A 25,446-nucleotide genomic window follows, 5' to 3' on the forward strand; every position below is an offset into this window, starting at 1 on the left:
AATGTCCAATCCCTGGCTTCAGGCATGCGTTCAGAAAATAAACTTCAGAACCATGCTTTCACACATCCGTGGCCGGTAACGTAAATAAGCAAAAAACAAAAATGATGATATGCGCTGCATAAATCCAGATGACAAATTCGCCATCTATTTTCAACGCGCTAATACTGCGAAACCGGGATTTCACAGCATGCTGAGGTGCTCATAATACATTAATGCTTAAAGATCAATGCGCTTCATCCCAGTTTTGCGCTGCACGTGCATCCACCTGCAATGGTACAGCCATTGAAACGGCAGGCATAGAGGCATTAATCATCACCTCACGTACCACTTCAATGGTGCGCTCCACTTCAGCATCATCAGCCTCAAAAATCAGTTCGTCATGCACCTGCAACAGCATTTTGGCATCCAGTCTCGCCGCATCAAGCGCCGGCTCCATCCGGATCATCGCACGGCGGATAATATCGGCTGCTGAACCCTGAATAGGTGCGTTAATTGCGGCGCGCTCATTGAAAGCACGTACCTGCGCATTGCTGGCCTTAATTTCAGGATAATGAATCCGGCGCCCGAAAATGGTTTCCACATAGCCGTTTTCACGAACATATGCCTTGGTCGCTTCCATATAATCTTTAATGCCGGGGAAGCGCTCAAAATAGGTACGGATATAAAGGCCCGCCTCTTCACGCGGAATAGACAACTGATTGGCCAGACCAAAGGCCGAAATACCATAAATAATACCAAAATTGATCGCTTTGGCACGGCGGCGTATTTCAGACGGCATGCCTTCAACCGGTACGCCGAACATTTCAGAGGCTGTCATCGCATGAATATCAATGCCATCATCAAAAGCCTGTTTGAGCTGTTTAATATCAGCAACATGTGCCAGTACCCGCAACTCAATCTGGCTGTAATCTGCTGAAATCAGCTTTTTGCCAGCTGCTGCGATAAAAGCTGTACGGATTTTACGACCTTCAGCATTTCGCACCGGAATATTTTGCAGGTTAGGATCAGAAGACGACAGCCGACCAGTCGTTGTGACAGCCATTGAATAGGAAGTATGCACACGCTTGGTGCGCGGATGGATAAAGCCCGGCAGCGCATCCGTATAGGTGGATTTAAGTTTGGTAAGCTGGCGCCAATCTACAATCTTGCGTGGCAATTCATGACCTTCAGCCGCCAGATCTTCCAGCACCTGCGCCGAGGTTGACCATTGTCCGGTCTTGGTTTTAGCGCCACCCGGCAGGCCGAGCTTACCGAACAGAATATCGCCAAGCTGTTTTGGCGAGGCAATATTTACCTTTTCGCCAGCCAGCGTATAAATTTCATCTTCAATAGCGGCAGCAGATTGTGCCAGCTCGCCGGACAGACGTGACAGGATTTGGCGGTCAACATGAATACCGCGCTCCTCCATCAGCGCCAATACTTTAACCAGCGGCCGCTCCATACGCTCATAAACCGAGGCCAGACCATCGGCAGCCAAACGGGGTTTCAGCACCTGCCACAAACGCAATGTCACATCGGCATCTTCGGCACCATAGGCAATAGCCCGATCAATCGGCACCATATCAAAAGACATCGCCGCTTTGCCGGTTCCCGCCACTTCCTTAAAAGGAATTGTCGTATGACCCAGCCAGCGCTCAGCAAGGGCATCCATACCATGGGTGCCAGTGCCTGCATCAAGAGCGTAAGAAAGCAGCATCGTGTCATCAAATCGGGCAATATCAATGCCGAGCTGATGCATAATCTGCCAGTCATATTTCATATTCTGCGCAATAATCAGCACGGAAGGATCTTCAAGCAATCGTTTCAGCTCAACCAATGCGGCATTGAGCGGAATCTGCCCTTCAACCACACCGCCACCCAGCAAATCACCCTGACCGGACTTATGGGTCAGCGGCACATATGCTGCCTTGCCCGGCGCAAGAGCAAGCGAGAAACCGACCAATTCAGCCTGCATAGGATCGAGCGATGTTGTCTCGGTATCAAAGGCTACAAACCCCTGCTCAATGGCCTGATCAACCCATATTTTGAGCAGCGGCAAATCCTGAATGCCGATATATGAAGAGCGATCGATTTTATCGGATGCCGCTTGTGCTTTACGCTTTGCAACCAGATTTTGCGGGTTCATCAGCCTGTCATCGGCTGTATTGCCAGCTTCTGAGGCGCCATCAACTATTACTGTGCCACCGGTTCCGCGATCAAGATCGGGCCCACGTGCTGCCGCACCCCATTCGGTTACAACCGGCACAGGTTCAATTTCAGCAGCAACAGTATCTGTTGCCTCAGCCACACGCCGTGTCAGCGATGTTAATTCCATCGCCTTCAAAAAACCGATCAGTTTTGGCCCGTCTTGAGGCTCAAGTGTCAAGCCATCAAGCTCAATTTCCAGCGGCACATCATTTCTCAATGTTACCAGCTGGCGTGAAATGCGGGTTTGATCAGCAAAAGCGATGATATTTTCACGGCGTTTATTCTGCTTAATCTCGGAAGCGCGTGCGAGCAACGTATCGAGATCGCCGAACTCTGCTAAAAGCTGTGCAGCGGTTTTTGGCCCTATACCCGGAATGCCCGGCACATTATCGGTTGCATCGCCGGTCAGCGATTGCAGATCAATCATTTTTTCTGGTGGTACACCCCATTTTTCGATCACTTCCGGAATCGAAATCTGCTTGTCTTTCATACCATCATACATTGTGACCTGCTCGGTCACCAATTGCATGAGATCTTTATCGGATGAGATAATCGTAACACTTGCCCCGACCTCTTCAGCCTGACGAGCATAGGTCGCGATAATGTCATCGGCCTCAAAGCCTTCTTTTTCAATACAAGGCAGGTTGAAAGCGTGGGTCGCCTGACGGATCAGACCAAATTGCGGGATCAAATCTTCCGGCGGTGCTGAGCGATTAGCTTTATAATCCGGATAAAGTTCCTTGCGGAAAGTTTGTGAAGAATAATCAAAAATCACGGCAAAATGGGTTGGCACCACACCAACATCGGTATTGCGCGCATCTTTCAACAGCTTCCACAGCATATTGCAAAAGCCCGATACCGCGCCGACCGGCAAACCATCAGATTTGCGCGTAAGCGGGGGCAGAGCGTGATAAGCGCGGAAAATATAGCCGGAGCCGTCGACGAGGAAGAGATGATCACCTTTTTTCATGAGGTAAAGGTGTAAAGCATGCGTATGAAAAAAGAAATCTCATAGCCGTAAAAAGCACAGGAATAGTTCGCCAGCCTGCGTTTCTTCTGCGCATATGATACATATATAAGCGGTGTATTTTCGCCATCTCGGCATTTAATGCTCAACAGATGGTAAATTTATCTATGCGTGAGAGGCAGCTTTCAACGCCTCTAAAATAACCCCCCGATATGTAATAACTTTTTTGTGACCACTTCGATACAGTTATGCCCTTGTCTCGCCATTTTTACCCAGCATATTAGCGACATCGACAGCATTGTCGGTTTCCGTTTTTTGGCACGTCCCCCGCCAAAAAACAGGGGTGGTAGCCTCCCCCCCCTCTGGCTGCCACCATTTATTATGAGCCGTTACGGTACCCCTCACCGTAACGGCTTGCAATATTGCCCTAAGCGCAAATACATCTTGTCTATTTCAAGTGGTTCCACTTGATTGCAAAATGTTTTAAAACCCTTTCAAGACTTAAAAATAGATAATGGCTTCGAGTCGAAGCCGGTCTCATCATGAGGGTAACATGTCCGCACTTGCACCTGTTCTTGACCACCTTGATCAAAACCTCGACAACAGTGTCGACCATCTGTTCGATCTGTTGCGCATTCAATCCATTTCAACCGATCCGGTCTTTAAGGCGGATTGCCGCAAAGCTGCGGAATGGCTGGTTGAGGATCTGAAAAGCATTGGTTTTGATGCAAGTGTACGCGATACGCCGGGCCACCCGATGGTTGTGGCGCATCATGACGGCCCGACCAAAGACGCTCCGCATGTATTGTTTTACGGTCATTATGATGTGCAGCCGGTTGATCCGCTTAATCTGTGGGAAAATGATCCGTTTGATCCTGCCGTTAAAGAAATTGAGCCTGGCCGCAAAATTCTAACCGGCCGTGGTACTTCAGATGACAAAGGCCAGCTGATGACCTTTGTGGAAGCCTGCCGCGCCTATAAGCAGGTGCACGGGCAGCTGCCGGTTAAAGTGACCATCTTGTTTGAGGGTGAAGAAGAATCCGGCTCACCGTCACTCAAGCCGTTTCTCGAGAGCCATAAGCAAGAGCTGAAAGCCGATGTGGCTCTGGTGTGCGATACCTCGATGTGGAACCGCGACACGCCGGCAATCTGTGTGGGCTTACGTGGTCTCGTTGGTGAGCAGATAACCATTAAGGCCGCTGACCGCGATTTGCATTCCGGCTTCTTCGGCGGCGCTGCAGCCAATCCGCTGCATGTTTTGTCGAAAATCCTTGCCGATCTGCATGATGAGACCGGCCGTATCACAGTTGAAGATTTCTATGATGGTGTGGAAGAAACCCCAACGCAGGTTCTGCAATCCTGGGAAGGCTTAGGGCGCACCGCCGAGAATTTTCTGGGACCAATCGGCCTCTCCGTTCCCTCTGGTGAACAAGGGCGCTCGGTTCTCGAACAGACATGGGCGCGCCCGACCGCAGAGGTCAATGGCATGATCGGCGGTTATACCGGCGAAGGTTTTAAAACTGTTATCGCGGCAGAAGCATCGGCTAAAATTTCCTTCCGCTTGGTGCATAAACAAAATCCGGAAAAAATCCGTGAGAATTTCCATAAATTTGTTGAAGCCCGTCTGCCAGCTGATTGCCGTGTAGAATATCAGCCGCATGGTGGCTCACCGGCCATTCAGCTCTCATATGATTCACCTCTGGTAACACAAGCCAAACAAGCTTTGTCTGACGAATGGCCAAACCCAGCCGTGCTGATCGCCATGGGCGGCTCGATTCCGATTGTCGGCGATTTCGACAAATTCCTCGGCATGGAATCTCTGCTGGTCGGCTTTGGTCTGGAAGATGACCGTATCCACTCGCCGAATGAAAAATATGAGCTATCTTCTTTCCATAAGGGGCAACGCTCATGGGCAAGAATACTGGCGGCACTAGCCGTCAAATAAGGACCAGAACTTTAGTGGCACTGGCCGCCAAATAGGCGGCCACAACTTAGCTGCGCTGTGATAAATAAAGGGTAGCAAATCTGCGCCCTTCAAATAACGGAACTTTCTATGACCAATATCCGCGTTCACAAAAACGACCTGCCAAATCTTGATAATTATCAGGTTGATTCTGTTGCCATTGACACGGAGACGCTTGGGCTTAACCCGCTGCGTGACCGTTTATGTGTTGTGCAGATCTCACCGGGCGATGGCAGCGCGGATGTTATTCAAATTGAAAAGGGGCTGAAGAAAGCTCCTAATCTGGTTAAACTTCTCAAAGACCGTTCAATCACTAAAATTTTTCATTTCGGTCGTTTTGATCTGGCGGTGCTGGCGTATGCATTCGGCACCATGCCGCAGCCGGTCTTCTGCACCAAAATTGCCTCCAAACTGACCCGCACTTACACTGATCGCCACGGCTTGAAGGAAATCTGCTCTGAATTGCTGGATGTTTCAATTTCCAAGCAGCAGCAATCCTCGGATTGGGCCGCCGAAACCCTGTCACAGGCACAGCTGGAATATGCGGCATCCGATGTTCTTTATCTGCATCGCCTGAAAAAGGTTCTGGAATATCGCCTCACCCGCGACGGACGTGAGAAACAGGCTGAAGCCTGCTTTAAATTTCTGCCAACCCGCTCGGAACTTGATCTGATGGGCTGGGATGAGCAGGATATTTTCTCTCATAGCTAAGTGATTGAGCTTCAATGACATAGCACTGCAACCACGCTTAAAATAAACAAGCCCGCTTCAAGCGGGCTTGTTTATTTCTATCCAATCAGCCACGTAACGGCAGCGTGCCACTGCGATCAATAATCGCCCATTGCGGTCGGGCAAACAGAAAGCGTGCATAGCCGGTTTTCTCAATCAGCATATATAAAATGACCGGTAGAATAATAGCCATCAGTGTTGTCAGTGCCGAGATTGTGCCGAGATCAATGATCACACCGGTTTTAAGCAGTATTATGCGTGTTGCCGCCATTGGCAGAAAAAACGCCAGATAGATTACAATCGAATGACCGCCAAGATAACTCAGCACCCGATGCAGATGATTGGCATTTCCAAGTTGCGCCAATAGCGATGATACGCTGACAATAGCCAGCGCCCCGAGAAAGCCTAAAAACAGCGAAATAAATGGCAGCTCGCTATAACCGCCCAAGCCGCCAGCCTGCCAGGCCTGCGCTTTGAGCAGTACTTTGCCCACATCCGGCACCGGCGTGAAGACCAGTTTATATTCTAAAAATGCCCAAACCATCAGCCCGAACAGCGTGACAATTTTATGCGCAGCAACCCAATCGGCCAGCCGGAAAATGGCGGGCGCCAATGCATAACCGGCGTAGAAATAGATGAAACGCGCGCAAAACTCATCAATCATAATCCAGCCGGTATGGATGGGCAAAATTTGCAGGATTGCGAGCATTGTCAGCACCAGCCATGCCGGCACCTCACGCATGAAGCGGGTGGCGATAAAAAACACCGGCAGCAAATAGATAAACCATAATGTGCCAAATGGCTCAATAAACGCCATAAGATAGGCGCTGATGACACCCGAAGCGCCATTCTCAGCAAGAATGGCGGGGGCTTTGAAAACGAATTGGATGGTGAGCCACAGCACATAAAAATACAGAAAATGCACAATTTTACGATCAAGATAGCGCAGCCATGGCCGGTCAATCACCTGCGACAGGAACAAGCCGGAAATCAGGAAAAAATCAGGCATGCGGAATGGTTTGGCAAAGGCCACAGCATAATGCATCCAGCCGGTTTGACCCGCTGCTTCTTCCACACCCAGTGTTGAATGCATCATCACCACAAAAATGATGCAGATGCCCTTGGCAATATCGACCCAGTCAATCCGTTTTGTCACGCGTATACTCACCTGAAACAATTGTAACTTTCACTTACAATGAAACGCCGCAAAACTTGAATGCTATTTTTGTTCAAATCTGCATTCGTGCAATTTACCGGCAATGTTTTGCAGTTTGAGGCACTTTAAAGCTGTTGATGGCGCTTTTCCGTGGGCAAGACTTTACCGCTCTTTAAACTGCCTCAATTACCCTGCACAGCACAGCGATCAATCAACCGGGCAGGTAACAGCGGATATATGGCTTCCAGAGACACCAAAGGCAGACGCATAGAACCGTCATTCGGGAAGCCTGATTCACGCGCTGATAAGGACGATATGCGTCTTGATGACAGCGACCGCATCAGCGAGAAACCTGTAAAAAGCCGTGCGGCTAAAAAACAATCGCGCCGTAAAAGCAGAGGAAAAAAACCGTCATCCGGTTCGTTCCGCTGGTTACGACGCTTATTCTACTGGGCCTTAGTGCTGATGCTATGGGGCGGCATCGCGCTTGCAGGGCTTGTAATTTATATTGCCGCACAAATGCCGCCCACAAGTGACTGGGCTATACCGGATCGCCCGCCCAATGTTAAAATTGTTGATGTTAACGGGCAGCTGATCGGCAATCGCGGCACAACCGGCGGTGAGGCTATCGGCCTGCGAGAAATGTCGCCATTTATTCCGCAAGCCGTGATCGCCATTGAAGACCGGCGTTTTTATTCGCATTACGGGGTAGATCCGATCGGTCTCGCCCGGGCGATTTTTACCAATATCACCAAAGGCCGCGCCGTACAGGGTGGCTCTACCCTCACCCAGCAGCTGGCTAAAAACCTGTTTCTTTCACCGGACAGAACGCTGGAGCGTAAACTTCAGGAAGTTATGCTGGCTTTCTGGCTTGAGCATACTTATACCAAAGACCAGATATTAGAGATGTATCTCAACCGTGTTTATCTGGGATCAGGCGCCTATGGGGTGGATGCCGCAGCACGGCGCTATTTCGAAAAAACCGCCAAAGATGTTAACCTGACCGAAGCGGCAACGCTTGCAGGCCTGCTGAAAGCTCCCTCGCGCCTATCGCCTGCCCGCGACCCTAAAGCTGCCAATGATCGCGCAAGACTGGTGCTTGCCGCCATGCGCGATCAGGGTATGATCGGGTTAAAAGAACAGGCTATCGCCGAAAGCGAACCACCAACCCGTGCCGCCAGCTATTGGTCAGGCTCGGAAAATTATGTGGCTGATGCCGTGCTCTCCGAACTGCCCAAGCTGATCGGCGAAACCAAAAAAGACGTGACTATCCATACCACGGTCGACCTGCATTTGCAGAAAGTTGGCGAGGAAGCCATCCGTGATCTGATTTCGCAAAACGGCAAGAAGATGGATGTCAGTCAGGGCGCATTGGTTTCTATTGACGGCACCGGCGCTGTGCGCGCCATGATCGGCGGCTATGATTATGCCAACAGCCAGTTTGACCGCGCCACAGAAGCACGCCGTCAGCCCGGCTCCACCTTTAAGCCGTTCGTCTATCTGACTTCGCTGGAGCAAGGCCGCACACCGGATTCTATCCGCAATGATGCGCCGATCCGCATCGGCAAATGGACACCAAGCAATTATAACGGCAAATATTTCGGCGAAGTGACGCTGGCAACAGCGCTGTCACATTCACTCAACTCCATTGCCGCACAATTGGTGATGGAAGTTGGCCCGCAGGCAGTGGTCGATACCGCACATCGCCTCGGCATTAAATCTGCACTTACTGCCAATGCCTCACTGGCATTGGGCACATCTGAAGTGACGCTGATGGAAATGACCGATGCTTTTGTGCCGTTTGCCAATGGCGGTTATCGTGCACCGGTACATATGATTACCAAAATTACTGATAGTGACGACAAGGTGCTCTACGAATATCCGCTTGCTCAGCAAGAGCGTGTTGTGACTGAGCGTGTGCTGAGCATGATGAATGCAATGCTGCTGCGCACCGTTGAAGATGGCACAGCCAAACGGGCAAAATTCGGTAACTGGCCTGCAGCGGGTAAAACCGGCACCAGCCAAAGCTCACGTGATGCCTGGTTTATCGGCTATACAGCCAATCTGACTACTGGTGTATGGTTTGGTAATGATGACGGCAAGCCGACCAAAAAAGTAACCGGCGGCGGATTACCGGCTATGGCATGGAAAACCTTTATGACCGCCGCACATAAAGGTGTGCCGGTAGCCGAACTGCCCAGCGCGTATGAAATTCAGAATATGATGCCCGGCGGCAGTGATGAATTGCCGGACCCTTCAGCCATTAACGGACAGCAGCCGCCTGCACTGGACAATAATGGCTACCCCGCCCCGCCCATCGATGACACTTCCAATGATAATGGCAACTGGCCATCTGCTCCTGCGACCGCAGAGCAGCCCAATACCCGTAAAAACACGACATTACTCGATATCATTATGGGCAATAGCGAGTAATCAGACGTTATCCATGTCATGCCTCACAAAAGAAGTTTGTAGACATTGGGGCGGCACCTAGCTAGGTACTGTTTAACTCTGATCGCCTAACCTTTACTGCAGCAATATGAGCAAACAGAAACCTGCTCATGCTTTGTGGCTGTAAAATCAATATGCATCAGCCACCGTGATACAGAGCAACCACTCCCCGATTGAAAATACGGCGTGGACTGCGCACTTCCCTATCCTGAAAGGAAGCCGACAAAGATGAACCCGTCGTCCACTTCTGAGCACGTCAGTGGCTCCGACGAAAAAGCATGGCTTAAAATCGTTTCAAAATACCGCAAGCCCGATACCGGACGCAGTATTTTTGAGTTGATTGTAACGCTTGCTCCTTTTGTTTTCTTTTGGGTTCTCAGCTGGCTCTCTGTCTATTATGAATTCTGGTGGGGCTTACTGTTCATTTTGCCAGCGGCAGGGTTTTTGCTACGCTTATTTATGATCCAGCACGACTGTGGACACGGGGCTTTTTTTGCGCATCGCCGCGCCGATGACTGGACCGGCAGAACGCTTGGCGTACTGACCCTGACGCCTTATGATTACTGGCGCCGCGCCCATGCACAACACCACGCCACCACCGGCAATCTCGATGAGCGCGGTATTGGCGATATCACCACTCTGACCATTGCAGAATATAATAATCTATCACGCTGGGGCCGGTTAAGTTACCGCCTGTATCGCAACCCTTTGGTGATGTTTGGCATCGGGCCTGCTTGGATTTTTCTGATCAAGCAACGTTTACCATTCGGCATGATGCGCTCCGGTGCGCAGCCGTGGATTTCTACAATGGCCACCAATATTGCTGTGGCCTTGCTTGCCGCCGGTCTGATTTGGGCTGTTGGCCTGCAAGCATTCTTACTGGTGCATTTGCCAATTGTTTTGCTGGCGGCCGCAGGCGGTGTCTGGCTGTTTTATGTCCAGCATCAATTTGAAGATACACATTGGTCAAAAGAACCTGACTGGGCATTTCCGACAGCCGCTTTGCATGGTGCATCGCATTATGATCTGCCGCTGGTATTAAGATGGATTACCGGCAATATCGGTATCCACCATGTGCATCATTTGTCGAGCAAAGTGCCTTATTACAGGCTGCCTGAAGTGTTGCGTGATCACCCTGAACTCGCAAATATTGGCCGTATCAGCCTGTGGCAGAGCTTCGCTTGTGTGAAACTGGTGCTCTGGGACGAGACCAGCCAGCGGCTGGTATCATTCCGCCATGCAGCAAAACTATCTGCAGCTTAATAATTTAGTTTTCACCTGCAGTCCCTATATCTGCAGGTGAAACACAGTTATTGCAGCCTCTTGACCATCGGGAAGGACGCATTGCTTGCGCTTCCCGCACCCGCGTCTTCATCAGGCCTGTAACCAAGGCTTTCGTAGAAGCGGCGGGCTGTAACGGTGCTGGATAAGCGACTGCAGCGCTGCTTCTGCTCTAACAGCCAGCCCTCAAGTGCCACCATAATGGCCTTGCTCACGCCACGATACTGATAATCCGGCGTTACATAGTTGAGAAGAATACCTGTCGTTAAGGATACAGCACCGACACCCGCTATTGTATCGCCAATGATAGCAACGAAATAAGCCTGCCCCTGCTGCGCAATCCACTTAGCCAGATTATCTTCTGTTTTATTGGTCAGCCATTGGCCAAGTTTTTGCGGATCATTTTCATGATCAGCCACGCATAATTCAGTGATTGAACGGTGCAAAACGACGCAGATTTCTGCTGCATCCTGTAACGTTGCCGCGCGTATATGCATATTTACTTCGCCCGCAATGTACTGCGCACCGCCTTGCGCCAGCCATTGATTTTACGCTTGCGCAGCGGCGGCTCCATCTTCGGCTCAAAGCGCTGCTGCTGCTGCCAGTCTTTTGCAAAACTCTGCATCGCTCCCCACAGTCCTGCCTTCATACCGGCAAGCCACGCGGCGCCCAGTGCTGTGGTTTCCAGTATCACCGGTCGGTCGACAGAGGCATTCAGAATGTCTGCCAGATTTTGCATTGTCCAGTCTGATGCAACCATACCGCCATCAACACGCAATACGGTATCATTCTCACTGGTTTTCCAGTCTTTATGCATCGCTTCCAGCAAATCATGTGCCTGATAAGCTACGGATTCCAGCGCTGCCTTGGAGATTTCTGCGGGCCCTGAATTGCGCGTGAGCCCATAGATCGCACCGCGTGCATCGGCATCCCAATGCGGTGCACCAAGGCCTACAAATGCAGGCACCAGATACACATCCTGTGTGCAATCTGCCTGTAAAGCCAGCTCACCGGACTGCGCTGCATTTTTGATAATTCCAAGCCCGTCACGCAGCCACTGCACCGCAGCACCAGCCACAAAAATTGATCCTTCAAGCGCATAAGTCACTTCACCATTGAGCCTATAGGCGATGGTTGTGAGCAAGCGATTGCGCGAAAGCACCTGATCTTTGCCGGTATTAAGCAAGGCAAAACATCCTGTGCCGAATGTGGCTTTCAACATGCCTTTTTCAAAACAAGCCTGCCCGATCATCGCGGCATGCTGATCTCCGGCAACACCGAGAATAGGAATTTCCGCGCCCAGAATACCGGCCTCTGTCACACCGAAATCATCGGCGCAGTCTTTAACCTCAGGCAGCATGGCACGAGGGATGTTGAACAGTTTTAACAACTCCTCATCCCAGCAATTTTCAGCAATATTGAACAGCAATGTGCGCGACGCATTGGTAGCATCGGTTGCATGTACTTTGCCGCCAGTGAGCCGCCAGATTAAAAAACTGTCGATTGTACCAAAAAGCAGATCGCCATTTTCTGCCTTTTTACGCGCGCCCGAAACCTTGTTTAAAATCCATGCCAGTTTGGTTGCCGAAAAATACGGATCGAGCAGCAAACCGGTTTTACGGCGAATGCGCGGCTCCAAACCCTTTTTCTTAAGTTTAAGACAGTCTTTTTGAGTGCGGCGATCTTGCCAGACAATCGCATTATAAAGCGGTTTACCGGTTGATTTATCCCAAACCACAACAGTTTCACGTTGGTTAGTAATGCCTATAGCGGCAATATCAGCCATGGTGGCACCAGCATTTTCAACTGCCTGTTTGCAAGTGGTTACAACAGTTTGCCAGATTTCTTCCGGATCATGCTCTACCCAACCGGACTTTGGGTAATGCTGTGCAAACTCCTTTTGCCCGAGACCGGCAATTTTATATTTTTCATCGAAACATATGGCTCTGCTTGAGGTCGTACCCTGATCAATTGCCAAAATTAGTCCCGACATAAAACACTCCCGTTCTCAAAAACAATTTTATCTAATAAACTGATATAGTCTCAGTGCCAAATTTAAACACACGTTGCAATTTTAAAATCTATGTGATGGTGTCCACTTATAATTACCGATAATGTAATGTCTGACTGTTCGCGCCAGACGAGCCCCGTTTTGCGTTGTCCGCTGACCAAAAAGGCCTGATATAATGACCGAGATGCCTAAAAAAACCATCGTTCTGACTGGTGCCAGTCGTGGTATCGGCCATGCGACCGTCAAACGGTTTTCGCGCGCTGGCTGGCGGGTCATAACCTGTTCACGACAGGATTTTGCTGAAAATTGCCCGTGGCCCGCAGGCCCTGAAGATCATATTAAGGTAGATCTCGCTGATCCGGAAGATATCGGCCGTGCGATTTCTGAAATTCGCCGCCGACTGGAAGATAATGGTGGCCAGCTCAATGCACTTGTAAATAATGCCGGTATTTCTCCCAAGGGTGCCGGTGGCCGTCGTCTCAATTCGATCGAAACGCAGATGGCGACATGGCGGGATGTGTTTCAGGTCAATTTTTTTGCACCTATCATGCTGGCACGCGGGCTTTTCAAAGAGCTCGAAGCGGCGCAAGGCTCGGTAGTTAATGTAACCTCGATTGCCGGCAGCCGTGTGCACCCGTTTGCAGGCACGGCCTATGCCACATCCAAAGCGGCATTGGCTGGGCTAACACGTGAAATGGCCTCGGATTTTGGCCCGCATGGTATTCGGGTGAATGCGATTGCACCGGGCGAGATCGAAACCTCGATCCTGTCACCCGGCACTGAAAAACTGGTTGAACAGCTGCCGCTGCGTCGCCTTGGACAGACATCGGAAGTCGCAGAGACCATTTATTATCTGTGCAGCGATGCCTCTTCCTATGTGACAGGCTCGGAAATCCATATTAATGGCGGTCAGCATGTCTGACCTTCCTCAATTTTGACATTTAAGACCTTAACCAGCCTGTCTGACCTCATTAAATTAAAAGAGTATTCCAGATGATCCTCTCTTGCGGAGAAGCCCTGATAGACATGTTGCCGCGTGAAACCACTGATGGTGACACCGGTTTTGTACCACATGCCGGTGGTTCGGTGTTTAATAGCGCCATTGCTATTGGTAGGCTCGGGGTAAAGGCCGGATTTTTCTCCGGCCTGTCATCAGATTTCTTCGGGCAGATGTTGCGTGATACATTGGAAAAATCACGCGTTGATACGCATTTATGTGCGATATCGGATCAGCCGACCACGCTTGCCTTTGTACGTTTTAACAATGGGCAGGCCAGCTACAGTTTTTATGATGAAAACACAGCCGGAAGATTGCTCGATACAACGCAGCTGCCGCAGTTAGACGATAATGTCCGCGCAATGCTGTTTGGCGGTATCAGCCTGATTTCAGAGCCCTGCGGCAGCGCTTATGAAGCGCTGATGCTGCGCTCTGCTGCGAGCCGTGTGATTATGCTTGACCCGAACATCCGCACCAATTTTATCACAGATAAAGCCGCGCATCTGGCACGCATGCAGCGCATGATTGCCAGCGCCGATATTGTAAAAGTGTCTGATGAAGATATTGCCTGGTTCGGGCTTAACATGAGCCATGCGCAGATTGCGCAGACTTGGCTTACACCGGCAGGGCAGACAGGCCCCAAAATCATCATTATCACCAAAGGCGCTGATGGTGCAGATGCCTATGCCGCTTGCGGTAAAATCAGCATAGATGGTGAAAAAGTTGTGGTTGGCGATACGGTTGGTGCCGGTGATACGGTTAATGCCGGTGTGCTGGTAAGTTTGGAGCACCAAGGCCTGCTCTCTAAAAAAGCCATTGAGCAAATTAATAGCGAGCAGCTTTCTCAGGCTGTTCGTTTCGGCATTAAAGCTGCGGCCATCACAGTTTCGCGGATTGGTGCCAATCCGCCATGGGATCATGAAATGCTCTAGAGCGGTTTACGTTTAAATTGGATCATGTAATCCGCTCTAAGTTATTGTTTTTACGCATTATCGTGCCCGCCCAATGCTTCCATTGGACTACGAAATGCTCTAGAGCGGGCAAAATTCAGATTGGATAGCAGCGCTCGCTCTAGATTTTAGATTTATCGCATTGTCATAACTATCAAGTTAAATCACCATGCCGGTTAATCACCGGCATGGTGTTGATTATTAAGCGCTGAGTTTAAACTTTCACAGCATGCGCGACACGGTCTTCACCGCCGAAAAATTCTATATAGCGCTTGACGGCTTCCGGATCACCCGTTGCCTTGGAAGGGTTATCCGAGAGTTTTACCGCCGGACGGCCATTGGCATCAATCACTTTACAAACCAGTGAAATCGCATCAAGCCCATAAATATCCTGCGGGGCGCAGCCGCTAAAATCATTGGTCAGGTTGGTACCCCAACCAAAGCTCATCCGCACCCGCCCGTCAAAATGGCGGTAGGTTTCTTCAATGGTTTCCACATCCAGCGCGTCAGAAAAAATCAACAATTTCTCGCGCGGGTCTTTGCCCTTGGATTTCCACCAGTCAATAATCCGCTCGCCACCTTCAATCGGCGGTGAGCTGTCGGGGCGGAAACCTGTCCAGTCGGCCACCCAATCCGGCGCACTGCGCAAAAATGCGGTGGTACCAAAAGCATCAGGCAAAACGATCAGCAAATTGCCGCCATAATAGCGGTTCCAGTCTTGCAGCACACGATAAGGAGCAGTGCGCAATTCTTCGTCAGTATCGGCTAATGCAGCGAGAACCATCGGCAATTCATGAGCATTGGTACCCAGTGCTTCCAGGTCTGTATCCATAGCCAGCAAGACGTTGCTGGTTCCGGTAAAGGCCTCCCCGATACCTTCTTTCAGCGCTTCAACACACCAGCGCTGCCACAAAAACGAATGGCGGCGACGGGTGCCGAAATCTGAAATTTTTAAGTTTGGCAATTGGCGAAGGCGGTCAACCTTGCCCCACATTTTAGCCTTAGCGCGGGCATAAAGTACGTCCAGCGCGAATGGCCCCAAAGATTTCAGTGCTGCGCGCGAGCGCAGCTCATTGATAATCGCCAGAGCCGGTATTTCCCACATGGTCGTATGTGACCACGGTCCGTGAAAATGCAGTTCATATTGGCCGTCACGCCGTGTCAGCTCATAATCCGGCAATTGAAATGTGCTGAGCCATTGCAGAAATTCCGGCGTGAAAATCTGTTTGCGGCCATAGAATGTATTACCGGCCAGCCAGATCATCTCTTTTTTGGTCATGCGCAACGAGCGGGCATGGTCGAGTTGCGCGCGCAACTCCCCCTCATCAATCTCATCGGCAAGGCGCACGGTTTTCGAGCGGTTAATCAGCGAGAAAGTGGCATCGACCTTCGGATACAACCCCCAGATCATTTGCAACATCAACAGTTTATAAAAATCCGTATCCAGCAGACTGCGAACAATCGGATCAAGTTTCCACGCATGATTATAAACCCGCTGCGCAATATCTGTTCTGGTCATACCAGATATCCTTATGTCATCAGATAAGATCAGCTCTTATCCTGAGCATGATTGGCCTGAAGCCTTTTGACAGACCATAAGCAGAAATAAACAAAAATAAAGGGCGATGATACCTCACCGCCCTTTATTATGCGCTGCTGTGCAAACGCCTATTTCAGTTCAAGCACAATCTCGTGGTTACCCTGCATCAATAGTGCAATGCCTGCCTCACTTTGAGCCACCACTTGACCGTCAATTGTCAATTTCTCACGGCCGGCTTTATTGCGAACAATAATCTTATAAAGCGCCTCGCCATGACGGTAACTGACCTCGAAACCATCCCAATCCGACGGCAGAACCGGTTTGAGGAACAGATGATCACCACGCTTGGTCAGCCCTAAAATACCTTCCAGCGCCACACGATAGAACCAACCGGCAGAACCGGTATACCATGTCCAGCCGCCCTGACCGCGCCGCGGTTCAACCGAGTAAATATCGGCAGCAATCACATAAGGCTCAACGCGATAGATTTCAGGGTCTGCACCGTGATGCACCGGATTGATCATTGAGAACAGCTTGTAAGCCTCATCACCACGACCAAGCTTTGCCAGAGCCATGATTGCCCATGTTGCACCATGGGTATATTGGCCGCCATTCTCACGCACACCACGCGGATATCCTTTGATATAGCCGGGCTCATGTTGCGACTTGTCAAATGGCGGTGTGAACAGCCGTAGCAAGCCGCCCTCCTCATCCAGCAGATGCTTTTCCAGCGAAGCCATGGCGTGCTCAGCGCGTGCCGGATCAGCAGCACCAGACAGCACAGCCCAGCTCTGGGCAATCGCATCAATCTGGCATTCGTCACTCAAATGCGAGCCAAGTGGTGTACCGTCATCATAATAACCGCGACGATACCATTCACCATCCCAGCCGGCCTGTTCGAGTGCATTATTAAGGCTGGTAAGATGGCTCTGCATCGCTTCAACCCGTGGTGTATCACCACGCGCCTCTGCCATAGTGATGAATTGCTGTAATGTGTAGCTCATGAACCAGCCGAGCCAAACACTCTCGCCTTTACCTTCAATGCCGACAAGATTCATGCCGTCATTCCAGTCGCCGCCAAGCATTAACGGCAGGCCATTTGCACCTGTGCGGCTGATTGCCAGCTCCAGACCTTTGACACAATGCTCGTAAACGGATGCCGTTTTCTCTGTCATCTCCGGCTGGTAGAACGCATCATGCTCACCCGCTTCCAATGCACGCCCCTGAAGATACGGCAATTGTTCATCGAGCACTGCGGTATCGCCGGTAACCTGCACATAAAGGGTAGCGGCATAAGACAGCCACACCACATCATCCGAGATCAGTGTGCGCACGCCTGCGCCGCTCACAGGCAGCCACCAATGCTGCACATCGCCTTGCTCAAACTGGCGTCCGGCAACATTCAGCAATTGCTTGCGTGCCAGTTGCGGGTCAAGCATCAGCAGCGACAAAGTATCTTGCAGCTGATCGCGGAACCCATATGCTCCGCTAGCCTGATAGAAGGCCGCACGGGCAAGAATACGCGAGGCCATGCTCTGATAAGGCAACCAGCGATTGACCATCAAATCAAACGAGCGATCCGGCGTTGTAACCTGCACCGGCGCGGTAAAATCCTGCCACTGCTTACCAATATTTGCCAGCGCATCATCAAAGGCAAGACCACGGCTATAGGTGATCAGCCCGCGTGCCGCCTCTTCATCTTTGGCATTACCGAGGATGAATGTAATATCTTTGGTTTGTCCTGCATTCAGCTCCAGATCATAGCTGAGTGCTGCGCACGGATCGCGCCCTGCCTCAACCGTACCTGTCAGAGCTTTACCCTGCATAACACTATCCGGCTCGGTTACAGAACCGGTGACACCAATAAACTCCTGCCTGTCTGCGGTTACAGTCGTTGGCAAGATATTGGCCGTCACAAAGGCCACCTGCCCTGCTTTATCGGTATGGAAGGGATTACGGGCAAATAATGCGCCCAGGTCTGTGTCAAAACGCGGAACAATATAAGCAGCATTTTTAGCGCGTACATTACCCAGCACCCATTCGGCATAATTATAAAGCCGCAGATTTTTAGCCGCTGAACCGTGATTGATCAGGCGCAAGCGTGTCAGGCGCACCGGCTTTTGCAAATCCACCAGCATCGTCAGTTCACAGCTCACATCGCCATGACGTGATGTGAAAACACTAAAGCCCTGACCATGCCTTGCCTCATAAGTCACGCTTTCATCACGCACCACATTGGCAGCTGGTGCAAAAGCCTTGCCGCTGTCGAGATCAGCAATATAAACCGCTTCACCCGGCAGGTTAGACACCGGATCATTCGACCAGGGGGTCAGCTGATAGTCGCGGCTGTTACCACTCCATGTAAAGGCCGAACCTTCGGCAGAAACATGAAAACCAAAATCCGCATTGGCAATCACATTGATCCAAGGATGCGGTGTAGTGCGGTCGCCGTTGAGACGTATCACATAATCGCCGGTACTATTAAAACCACCATAGCTGTTCCAGAATTCAAGACCGTCACCAGCAGGTGCCTGTGCCTGCTCCTGTGCAGAGGATGCATTATGAGCTGCAACGCCCGGCAATTTGCTCACAGCTTTGCCGTCAGCCGCAATGCCAAGCTCGCCTTCAATTTCAGTGATACGGCGGCGGCTCAAACGCGGATCAATGTTTTCCTGTTTGTTTTCCTTGCGGCTTGCCAGATCAACAGAAAGCTCTTGAATACGCTTCAGCTGTTCTGCCAGCGAGCCGTTCTGCGCGTGGATTACAATTCGTGCGCAAGCCAGCAGCGTATTATAGGATTGCTCGCTCATCTGATCACGGCGCACCGTGAAAATATGCGGCTTCTGGTTCTGATGCTGGGAGCGGACACGGAAACTCTCGCTCAGCCATTCAACCGCACGCTGGGTATCCTGCGCATAGGAAAACGCCCGTTCATTGACCACAACAACATCAACGATCAGACCTTTTTCACGCCAATATTCCTGCGCCTTCAACACGCCGCGCAGCACATCGAGATCGGCTTCATTATCAATCCGCAGTACAAAGATCGGATAATCGCCGGAAATTGACAATGGCCAAAGATCGGATTGCGCACCAAGACCTGCGGCAATCACCTCGGATGGCTGGCGCAAAGCACGGTCAGGATAAATCAGATAGCTTGCAGTTTTCTGGTAATCTGTTGCCTCGGCAGGCTTGATGCCCACATGGTGTAACCGCACCTGAGAGCGCGTCCATGACAGGGTATATTCGCGTGAGAATGCCTCAGGAAAACGCAGCAAGGCCGCCTTTTCCTCAACATATGAGCGCGAACCGCCAGCCAGTGTCCAGAAAACCAGCGAGACTTTTTTGCGTGCCGGAACCCGCACGCGGGTACGCAGCGATGCAACCGCATCAAGCACAGTACCCTGACTGCCGCTAAACTGGCTGCCAATATCAAATGCTGCCGGATTACGCAGCGTGCGGCCCCGACCGATAAAGACGCGGCGGTCGGTTTCAGCCTCTGTTTCACGCACTGCACCCGACAAATCGGTTACAAAATGCGCCACATGCACTTCAGTATCTGTTGGTGCGCGTTTGCGGCGCTTGGCAAAGATTGTTGTGCCATCCGGTGCGATTTCCGTTTCAACAAACATCTTGGCAAAAGCCGGATGTGCATCATCGGTATCAGCATCATTCAACACCAGTTCCGCATAGGATGTAACTTCAATAATACGATCATGCGGGCTGGTATTGATAATATCAATCCGGCGGCCTTCACCGTCAGCATCGGTGGTGACAATAGTTTCCACCACGGTTTTAATATCACCCGAGGTCTTATAAAACTCGGCTTTATCTTCCGTGAAGACTGTTTTGGTTTCGGTTTCAAGATGACGAGCCGGTTCACCGGTAGCAGACCACCAGCGGCCGTTTTCCACATCACGCAGGAAGAGGAAGCTGCCCTGCATGCCTTCAGAAGCATCCGGCTGGAAACGGGTAATCGCCATATCATGCCAGCGGCTATAGCCGGAGCCTGCAGCTGTCAGCATCAGCGAATATTGACCATTCGACATCAGATGCACGCTGCGCGGTGCTTTCAGCGGTTCTTCAATAATGCGCATCGGCGCTTCGTCAAACGCGCCGCTATCCACGCGCATCGGATTTTCAGTTTTGGCATAGACCATCGGAATTTCACGCGGGGCTTTTTCCTGCAACAGCAGTTCTGCCGCCTCAATCACCGGATCAGAATGGAAGCGAGTGCGCATACGACCGTCAAAGATCACATTATTGACGGCAATAATCGACATGCCGTGATGGTGCGCATAATAGTTTTTGACAACAGCGCATCTTTCACCCTCACGTACACGTGACGGTGTAAAATCAACTGCATCATAAAAACCGTAGCGACCCATTGCGCCCAGTTTTTGCAGGTTTTTCAGATTGCTTACCGCCTCGGCAGGGCGATATTGCGATGCCAACAGGCTGGCATAAGGCGCAATCACCGCATTACGTGACAAGCCACGCTGCAGGCCGAGCTTTGGCACACCAAAATTCGAATATTGGTAATTCATCTGCGGATCGCGGGCATTATAGGCCGCTTCCGAGATGCCCCATGGCAGACCACGTGAAGATGCATATTCAATCTGGCGCTGCACAATCAGCTTGTTGGTCTGGTCGAGAAGCGAGCCTAGCGGCTCATTCATCACCAGCGGCGGCATCAGATATTCAAACATCGAGCCGGACCAAGACAGCAAAGCGCCTTTCCAGCCAACCGGCACCAGCAGGCGGCCAAGTTTAAACCAATGCTCTACCGGCACATCGCCCTTGGCAATAGCAAACAGGCTGGCGAGACGGGCTTCAGATGCCAGCAAATCGTAGCAGCTTTCATCCAGCTCGTTTTCCTGAACACGGAAACCGATAGAGAGAAGACGGCGCTCTTTACGCTCAAGAAAGCCGAATTCCATATCAAAAGCCAATTGGCGTGAACGTTCGGCAAGGTTTTGCAACTGTGTGCGCAGCTCTTCCGGATTATGTTCGCCGATTGCATCATCGGTATGTGCTTTACAGGTTGCAACCAATGCGCGTGCCCATTCCAGCGCCTCATGCGACTGAAGGGTTTCCAGCTCGCCGTCAAGTTCCTGTGCCAGCTTTTCAATATCCTTGGCAAACAGTGAAATATTGATCGTGCGGAATGATGCGGTTTCCGGCTCCTCGCGGAATGAACGCACAGCACGGCGGAAATTACCAATCCGCTCTTCAAGCCGACGACGTAATGGGCGCAAAATCCGGCGATCATCCGGAATAGCGGCAATAGCCTCTTCCAGAATATCATTGACGTCGAGAATACCTTCAAAATCGCCCTGCAGATAGACGGATGGCGCCTGTGCCCATTCTTCAAGAGCAGACGACAATGTTACCAGATGGCCGGCGAGATTGCCGCTATCAACCGCAGATACATAAAGCGGCTGCAATGGCTTGAGCGTATCAGTTTCATACCAATTATAAAGATGGCCGCGGAATTTTTCCATCTTCTCCAGCGTATCCAGCGTCAGACCAATACGGGTTAAGGTATTGTTGAAGCAGATCCAGCCGAAATCACGCGCAGAAACAACCGAAAGCAGGTAAACGCCGATATTGGTTGGCGAGGTACGCATGGCGACCGCACCTACAGGATCTTCCTGATAATTATCGGGTGGCAAATGGCTGTTTTCTGCATTGGTGAAAGCTTCAAAATAACGCCATGTACGGCGCGCATAGCGCCTTAAATCGCCCTTATCTGAGGATCGTACTTCCAGCGTATCCTGCGGCTTGGCTGAGCGGCTGACCGCCCATGCAATCCATGGGGAGGCAATCCACAATACCGCAAATGGAACCGCAATCATTACCGCCTTGCTGCCAAACAACACAGGCAGCACAAAGGCCAGCGCACCAATCAGCAAAGACGGCCACATCAGGCGCACATAAAAATCCAGCGTATCGGATGATTTCATCTGTGCGGCGGCACGCCATGCCAAAAGATTGCGGCGCGATACAAATAAACGATAGAGCGTGCGGGTAATCGCATCGCCCATCAGTGTGGCGCTATGTGCAATGAAAGACAGGCGCAGTGCCATATCGGCAAAGGCCAGTGTGACATCTGTGAGCACCGACTGGGCATGGCCTTTAAGCGAATAATCCATATTCACAGGAATAAGATTGGTAACAATGCCGAAAATCATCGGCACAAACATCGCCAGTATCAGAAACAACTGCCAAAGCGTTGCGACACCCAGCGGCAGCAGGCACCAACCGGCAAAAGAAGCGAGAACCCAGACAATGGGGTTGAGGGAACGGCGCAGATTATCGGCCATTTTCCAGCGGGTAGTATTGCTAACCCCTTTGCTCGTGGAAAACAAAAACGGCAGCAATTGCCAGTCACCACGTGCCCAGCGGTGATGACGTGAAATATCAACATTATAGCCGGTCGGATAATCCTCGACCACCTCAACATCGCTGGCCAGCGCGCAGCGCGCATAACCGCCTTCAAGAAGATCATGACTGAGAACTGTGTTTTCCTCAATCTTGCCCTTCATTACCTGTTCAAACGCATCAATATCGTACAGGCCCTTACCGGTGAACGTCCCCTCTCCCAGCAGATCCTGATACACATCGGATACCGCAAACACATAAGGATCAATACCGCGATTGGCCGAGAAAACACGCTGCAGGAAAGAGGCGTCATCGCCCGTGGTGAGTGACGGGGTCACACGCGGCTGTAAAATACCGTAACCGCTAACAATACGGCCGGTTTTTTCATCAAAAACCGGATGATTGAGCGGGTGGGACAGCTTACCAACCAGATTGGTCACCGATTGCGGTGTCAGGCGGGTATCGGAATCCAGCGTCATGACATAACGGATATTACGCGGCAGCGGCACATCCGGCGGGAAAAAGCTGGTATCATGATCGCCGCGCAAAAGCAGGTTCAGCTCATGCAGCTTACCGCGTTTACGCTCCCAGCCCATCCAGCAAGCCTGCGACGGGTTATAAAGGCGGCGGCGATGCAGAAAATAAAACCGCGCCTGCCCTGTACCGGCATAATGCGTATTGAGTTTTGCAACTTCTTCACGGGCATAATCCAGAACTTCCATATCGGCAGGGGTTACTTCCTGCTCGCTATCTGTCCAGTCGCTGACAATTGCAAAGTAAACTTCACCACGCGGGTTGGTCAGATAATGGACTTCAAGATTACGGATATGCTCATCAACACTGTCACGGGAGTTGATCAGTGTCGGTACAGCCACCAGTGTACGGGCATCGGTTGGCAAACCGTCACGATATTCATAACCGACAAGGCGGTTTGGTTGCACAAACCACGGCACCAGTGAGTTGAACAGGCCAAGTGATGCCTCATAGGCCGGAAACAGCGCCAGCAAAGTGAATATTAGCTGTTCGCTCTCATCAAAACCGAAACGGCCCATGCCGATATAGACAAGCGTCAGCACACTAATTGTCAGCGCCCAAACCGGCACCGCAATGCCCCACAAGCCTAAACCGCGATAACGGCGCAGCAGGCGAGAAGAGAAAGGTGGTTTATAACCGCAGACCCGTTCCAGCTCGGTACGTGCATTGCCGCTGAGATAATAGGCAATCGCACCACTTTGCTCGCGCTCGGTGGTTTTATGCTCACGGGCCGATTTTTCGCGGGCCAGTTTGAGAGCGGTATTGGTTACCTCAATTTCGGTCATATCCGAATTGCGGGCAATCTTTTCAATGGTCACACGGTAACTGTTGCGCGAGGCAAAATCGAGGTCTTCGAAATCGCTGTTCTCGCGTAAAATCGCATCCATCACGCTGACCGTTTCAACCCAAGAAGTCCAGTCAACGTCATCAATGGTTTTAAGCGAGCGGACAATATTGCCCATAGTCACGCCGCCGGTCGACTGGCGGGCATGTTCTTCAACAATTACTTCTTCAACATCGCGGCCACCAGCCTCTAGTTGCGATTCAAGCCAGTCGATCGCAGGCCCTGTGGCTGTCGATGCACTGCGCAGGCGATAGAGCAAATGCGTAGCAAAAGTACCATCGCGTGCCGGTTCACTATATTCGCTCAGGATCGTTTGCAGCTCTTCCGGCGCGCTGGCCACTACAATTTTATCGGCCACCCGATTGGCAAAATCGCGCATCGCACGGGCACGCTCAACACGTTGCGCCAAGCGGCGTGCATTTTCGACCAGCATAAAGCGGATCACTGATGGCAGCGCCCATAATTCGCCGATATGCAGCGGCTCAACAGTCTGAAAACCGTCGACCATTGCTTTCAGCGATTTCAATGAAAAATTACTGTCGCTATGGGCAACATAAAGCCAGGCCAAAGCAAAAATGCGCGGCAAAGTGTTTGCCTGCGGCTGGGTGGTAGCGACCTGCTCGGACAGCGTAACACCAGATGTAATATTGGCTGCCAGCGGCAATTGATTGAGAAATTTATCCGGCAGATCGCGGCGCGCCTGCTGCATGCTTTTATCGACAACATAGTAATTATCGAGCAACCATTGCGCAGCCGGCGTAATCGTTTCACCATTGCGCGATGCCGCATCCGATGAGCGATAGGCATGCAGGATAACGCCCGCATTTTCAGCAAGGCGCTTATTGAAATCAAAACTCTCATAATCAGGCAGCCGCACTGTTTCATTGCGCGCCAATGCGCTGGCAAGAACCTGCAACTCTTCAGGTGTTTTATAATGCCCCCTGACAGGCAGAGGCAGCACCGGCAAAAGACGGTCTGTGATGGGGCGAGAAAACAATGATGACAGAGAGAAAGACAAAGCCGGCATATGCCTTTTACAGCCTTTTATAAGATTTAAGTTCCGCTGCAGAGCGTTTATATCCCGTTTTGACGGTATAAATTGCCCTGTCATTTTTTGACGTTGCCTCAGACAAAGAACTGCTCTTCACTTGTCTGAAACTATATAGTCTGTTGATGTTCAACAGTTATGACCAAATTACGTCGCTTAAGAATGCCATGATCTAATTTGGTAAAATCGCAAAGCACAAATCATGGATGATTTTAACTTAACGTTATAAAAATCAACGAGCTGCCTTGAATACCAGACCTCAAACAGCCTGATCCGACATCAAGTCTTAGCACTATAACTGCAGATACAATGCTACAGCACGACAAAGGTTGCCTTATATCATTTTAATCGAATGAATTTTTTTAAATGATCGCGCTAATAGATATAAAAACTGCCGGATATTG

12 protein-coding genes are annotated in these 25,446 nt (G+C 50.9%); 6 read left to right on the forward strand and 6 right to left on the reverse strand.

All coding sequences use genetic code 11. The features are described 5' to 3' along the window. Nucleotides 1–223: 223 nt before the first annotated feature. Nucleotides 224–3,157 carry a DNA polymerase I gene (gene polA / locus MP213Fo_RS06475; protein ID WP_421090810.1) on the reverse strand — a complete coding sequence of 978 codons (2,934 nt, stop codon included), beginning with the start codon at nucleotides 3,155–3,157 and terminating at the stop codon, nucleotides 224–226. Between the two features lie 550 nt (nucleotides 3,158–3,707). Between polA and MP213Fo_RS06480 the strand changes: the two genes are divergently transcribed. Both MP213Fo_RS06480 and MP213Fo_RS06485 read left to right on the forward strand, forming a co-directional pair. Further along, the gene (locus MP213Fo_RS06480) at nucleotides 3,708–5,099 is read left to right on the forward strand and encodes a dipeptidase (protein WP_421090811.1); all 1,392 of its coding nucleotides are present in this window, start codon (nucleotides 3,708–3,710) and stop codon (nucleotides 5,097–5,099) included. Between the two features lie 108 nt (nucleotides 5,100–5,207). Continuing rightward, the gene (locus MP213Fo_RS06485) at nucleotides 5,208–5,828 is read left to right on the forward strand and encodes a ribonuclease D (protein ID WP_421090812.1); all 621 of its coding nucleotides are present in this window, start codon (nucleotides 5,208–5,210) and stop codon (nucleotides 5,826–5,828) included. 85 nt (nucleotides 5,829–5,913) lie between these two features. Here MP213Fo_RS06485 and MP213Fo_RS06490 read toward each other — a convergent pair whose 3' ends face one another. Beyond that, nucleotides 5,914–7,008, reverse strand: coding sequence for an acyltransferase family protein (locus MP213Fo_RS06490; protein ID WP_421091047.1), 1,095 nt, complete (start codon nucleotides 7,006–7,008; stop codon nucleotides 5,914–5,916). A 231-nt stretch (nucleotides 7,009–7,239) separates the two neighbouring features. Here MP213Fo_RS06490 and MP213Fo_RS06495 point away from each other — a divergent pair, with 231 nt between their 5' ends. Together MP213Fo_RS06495 and MP213Fo_RS06500 are read left to right on the forward strand one after the other, a co-directional pair. Further along, nucleotides 7,240–9,435, forward strand: a complete 2,196-nt coding sequence (locus MP213Fo_RS06495) for a transglycosylase domain-containing protein (protein WP_421090813.1) — start codon at nucleotides 7,240–7,242, stop codon at nucleotides 9,433–9,435. 246 nt (nucleotides 9,436–9,681) lie between these two features. Beyond that, nucleotides 9,682–10,716 carry a fatty acid desaturase gene (locus MP213Fo_RS06500; protein WP_421090814.1) on the forward strand — a complete coding sequence of 345 codons (1,035 nt, stop codon included), beginning with the start codon at nucleotides 9,682–9,684 and terminating at the stop codon, nucleotides 10,714–10,716. 47 nt (nucleotides 10,717–10,763) lie between these two features. Here MP213Fo_RS06500 and MP213Fo_RS06505 read toward each other — a convergent pair whose 3' ends face one another. After that, on the reverse strand, nucleotides 10,764–11,231 hold the full coding sequence (locus tag MP213Fo_RS06505; RefSeq protein WP_421090815.1) for a GNAT family N-acetyltransferase: 468 nt from the start codon (nucleotides 11,229–11,231) through the stop codon (nucleotides 10,764–10,766). A 2-nt stretch (nucleotides 11,232–11,233) separates the two neighbouring features. Then, a complete protein-coding gene (gene glpK / locus MP213Fo_RS06510; RefSeq protein ID WP_421090816.1) occupies nucleotides 11,234–12,727 on the reverse strand; it encodes a glycerol kinase GlpK in 1,494 nt (497 codons plus the stop codon). Between the two features lie 193 nt (nucleotides 12,728–12,920). On the opposite strand from glpK, the gene MP213Fo_RS06515 reads away from it, so the two are divergent. Beyond that, entirely contained in the window at nucleotides 12,921–13,667 is a 747-nt protein-coding gene (locus MP213Fo_RS06515; RefSeq protein WP_421090817.1) for an SDR family NAD(P)-dependent oxidoreductase, read from the forward strand. 71 nt (nucleotides 13,668–13,738) lie between these two features. Continuing rightward, nucleotides 13,739–14,674, forward strand: a complete 936-nt coding sequence (locus tag MP213Fo_RS06520; protein ID WP_421090818.1) for a carbohydrate kinase family protein — start codon at nucleotides 13,739–13,741, stop codon at nucleotides 14,672–14,674. A gap of 232 nt (nucleotides 14,675–14,906) precedes the next feature. On the opposite strand, the gene pncB is transcribed toward MP213Fo_RS06520, so the two are convergent. Together pncB and MP213Fo_RS06530 are read right to left on the reverse strand one after the other, a co-directional pair. Next, nucleotides 14,907–16,211: a nicotinate phosphoribosyltransferase gene (gene pncB, locus MP213Fo_RS06525; protein ID WP_421090819.1), complete on the reverse strand. Its 1,305-nt coding sequence runs from the start codon at nucleotides 16,209–16,211 to the stop codon at nucleotides 14,907–14,909. Between the two features lie 149 nt (nucleotides 16,212–16,360). Continuing rightward, nucleotides 16,361–25,021 carry a GH36-type glycosyl hydrolase domain-containing protein gene (locus MP213Fo_RS06530; protein WP_421090820.1) on the reverse strand — a complete coding sequence of 2,887 codons (8,661 nt, stop codon included), beginning with the start codon at nucleotides 25,019–25,021 and terminating at the stop codon, nucleotides 16,361–16,363. Nucleotides 25,022–25,446: the final 425 nt, after the last annotated feature.

Source organism: Pseudochrobactrum mosebachae (assembly GCF_048914685.1).
In the GTDB taxonomy this organism is placed as follows: Bacteria; Pseudomonadota; Alphaproteobacteria; order Rhizobiales; family Rhizobiaceae; genus Pseudochrobactrum.

Excerpts from the sequence above, each read along its gene's own strand:
- polA (WP_421090810.1), bottom strand. The coding sequence starts at position 3,157 with ATGAAAAAAGGTGATCATCTCTTCCTCGTCGACGGCTCCGGCTATATT.
- MP213Fo_RS06480 (WP_421090811.1), top strand. The coding sequence starts at position 3,708 with ATGTCCGCACTTGCACCTGTTCTTGACCACCTTGATCAAAACCTCGAC.
- MP213Fo_RS06485 (WP_421090812.1), top strand. The coding sequence starts at position 5,208 with ATGACCAATATCCGCGTTCACAAAAACGACCTGCCAAATCTTGATAAT.
- MP213Fo_RS06495 (WP_421090813.1), top strand. The coding sequence starts at position 7,240 with ATGGCTTCCAGAGACACCAAAGGCAGACGCATAGAACCGTCATTCGGG.
- MP213Fo_RS06500 (WP_421090814.1), top strand. The coding sequence starts at position 9,682 with ATGAACCCGTCGTCCACTTCTGAGCACGTCAGTGGCTCCGACGAAAAA.
- MP213Fo_RS06505 (WP_421090815.1), bottom strand. The coding sequence starts at position 11,231 with ATGCATATACGCGCGGCAACGTTACAGGATGCAGCAGAAATCTGCGTC.
- glpK (WP_421090816.1), bottom strand. The coding sequence starts at position 12,727 with ATGTCGGGACTAATTTTGGCAATTGATCAGGGTACGACCTCAAGCAGA.
- MP213Fo_RS06515 (WP_421090817.1), top strand. The coding sequence starts at position 12,921 with ATGACCGAGATGCCTAAAAAAACCATCGTTCTGACTGGTGCCAGTCGT.
- MP213Fo_RS06520 (WP_421090818.1), top strand. The coding sequence starts at position 13,739 with ATGATCCTCTCTTGCGGAGAAGCCCTGATAGACATGTTGCCGCGTGAA.
- pncB (WP_421090819.1), bottom strand. The coding sequence starts at position 16,211 with ATGACCAGAACAGATATTGCGCAGCGGGTTTATAATCATGCGTGGAAA.
- MP213Fo_RS06530 (WP_421090820.1), bottom strand. The coding sequence starts at position 25,021 with ATGCCGGCTTTGTCTTTCTCTCTGTCATCATTGTTTTCTCGCCCCATC.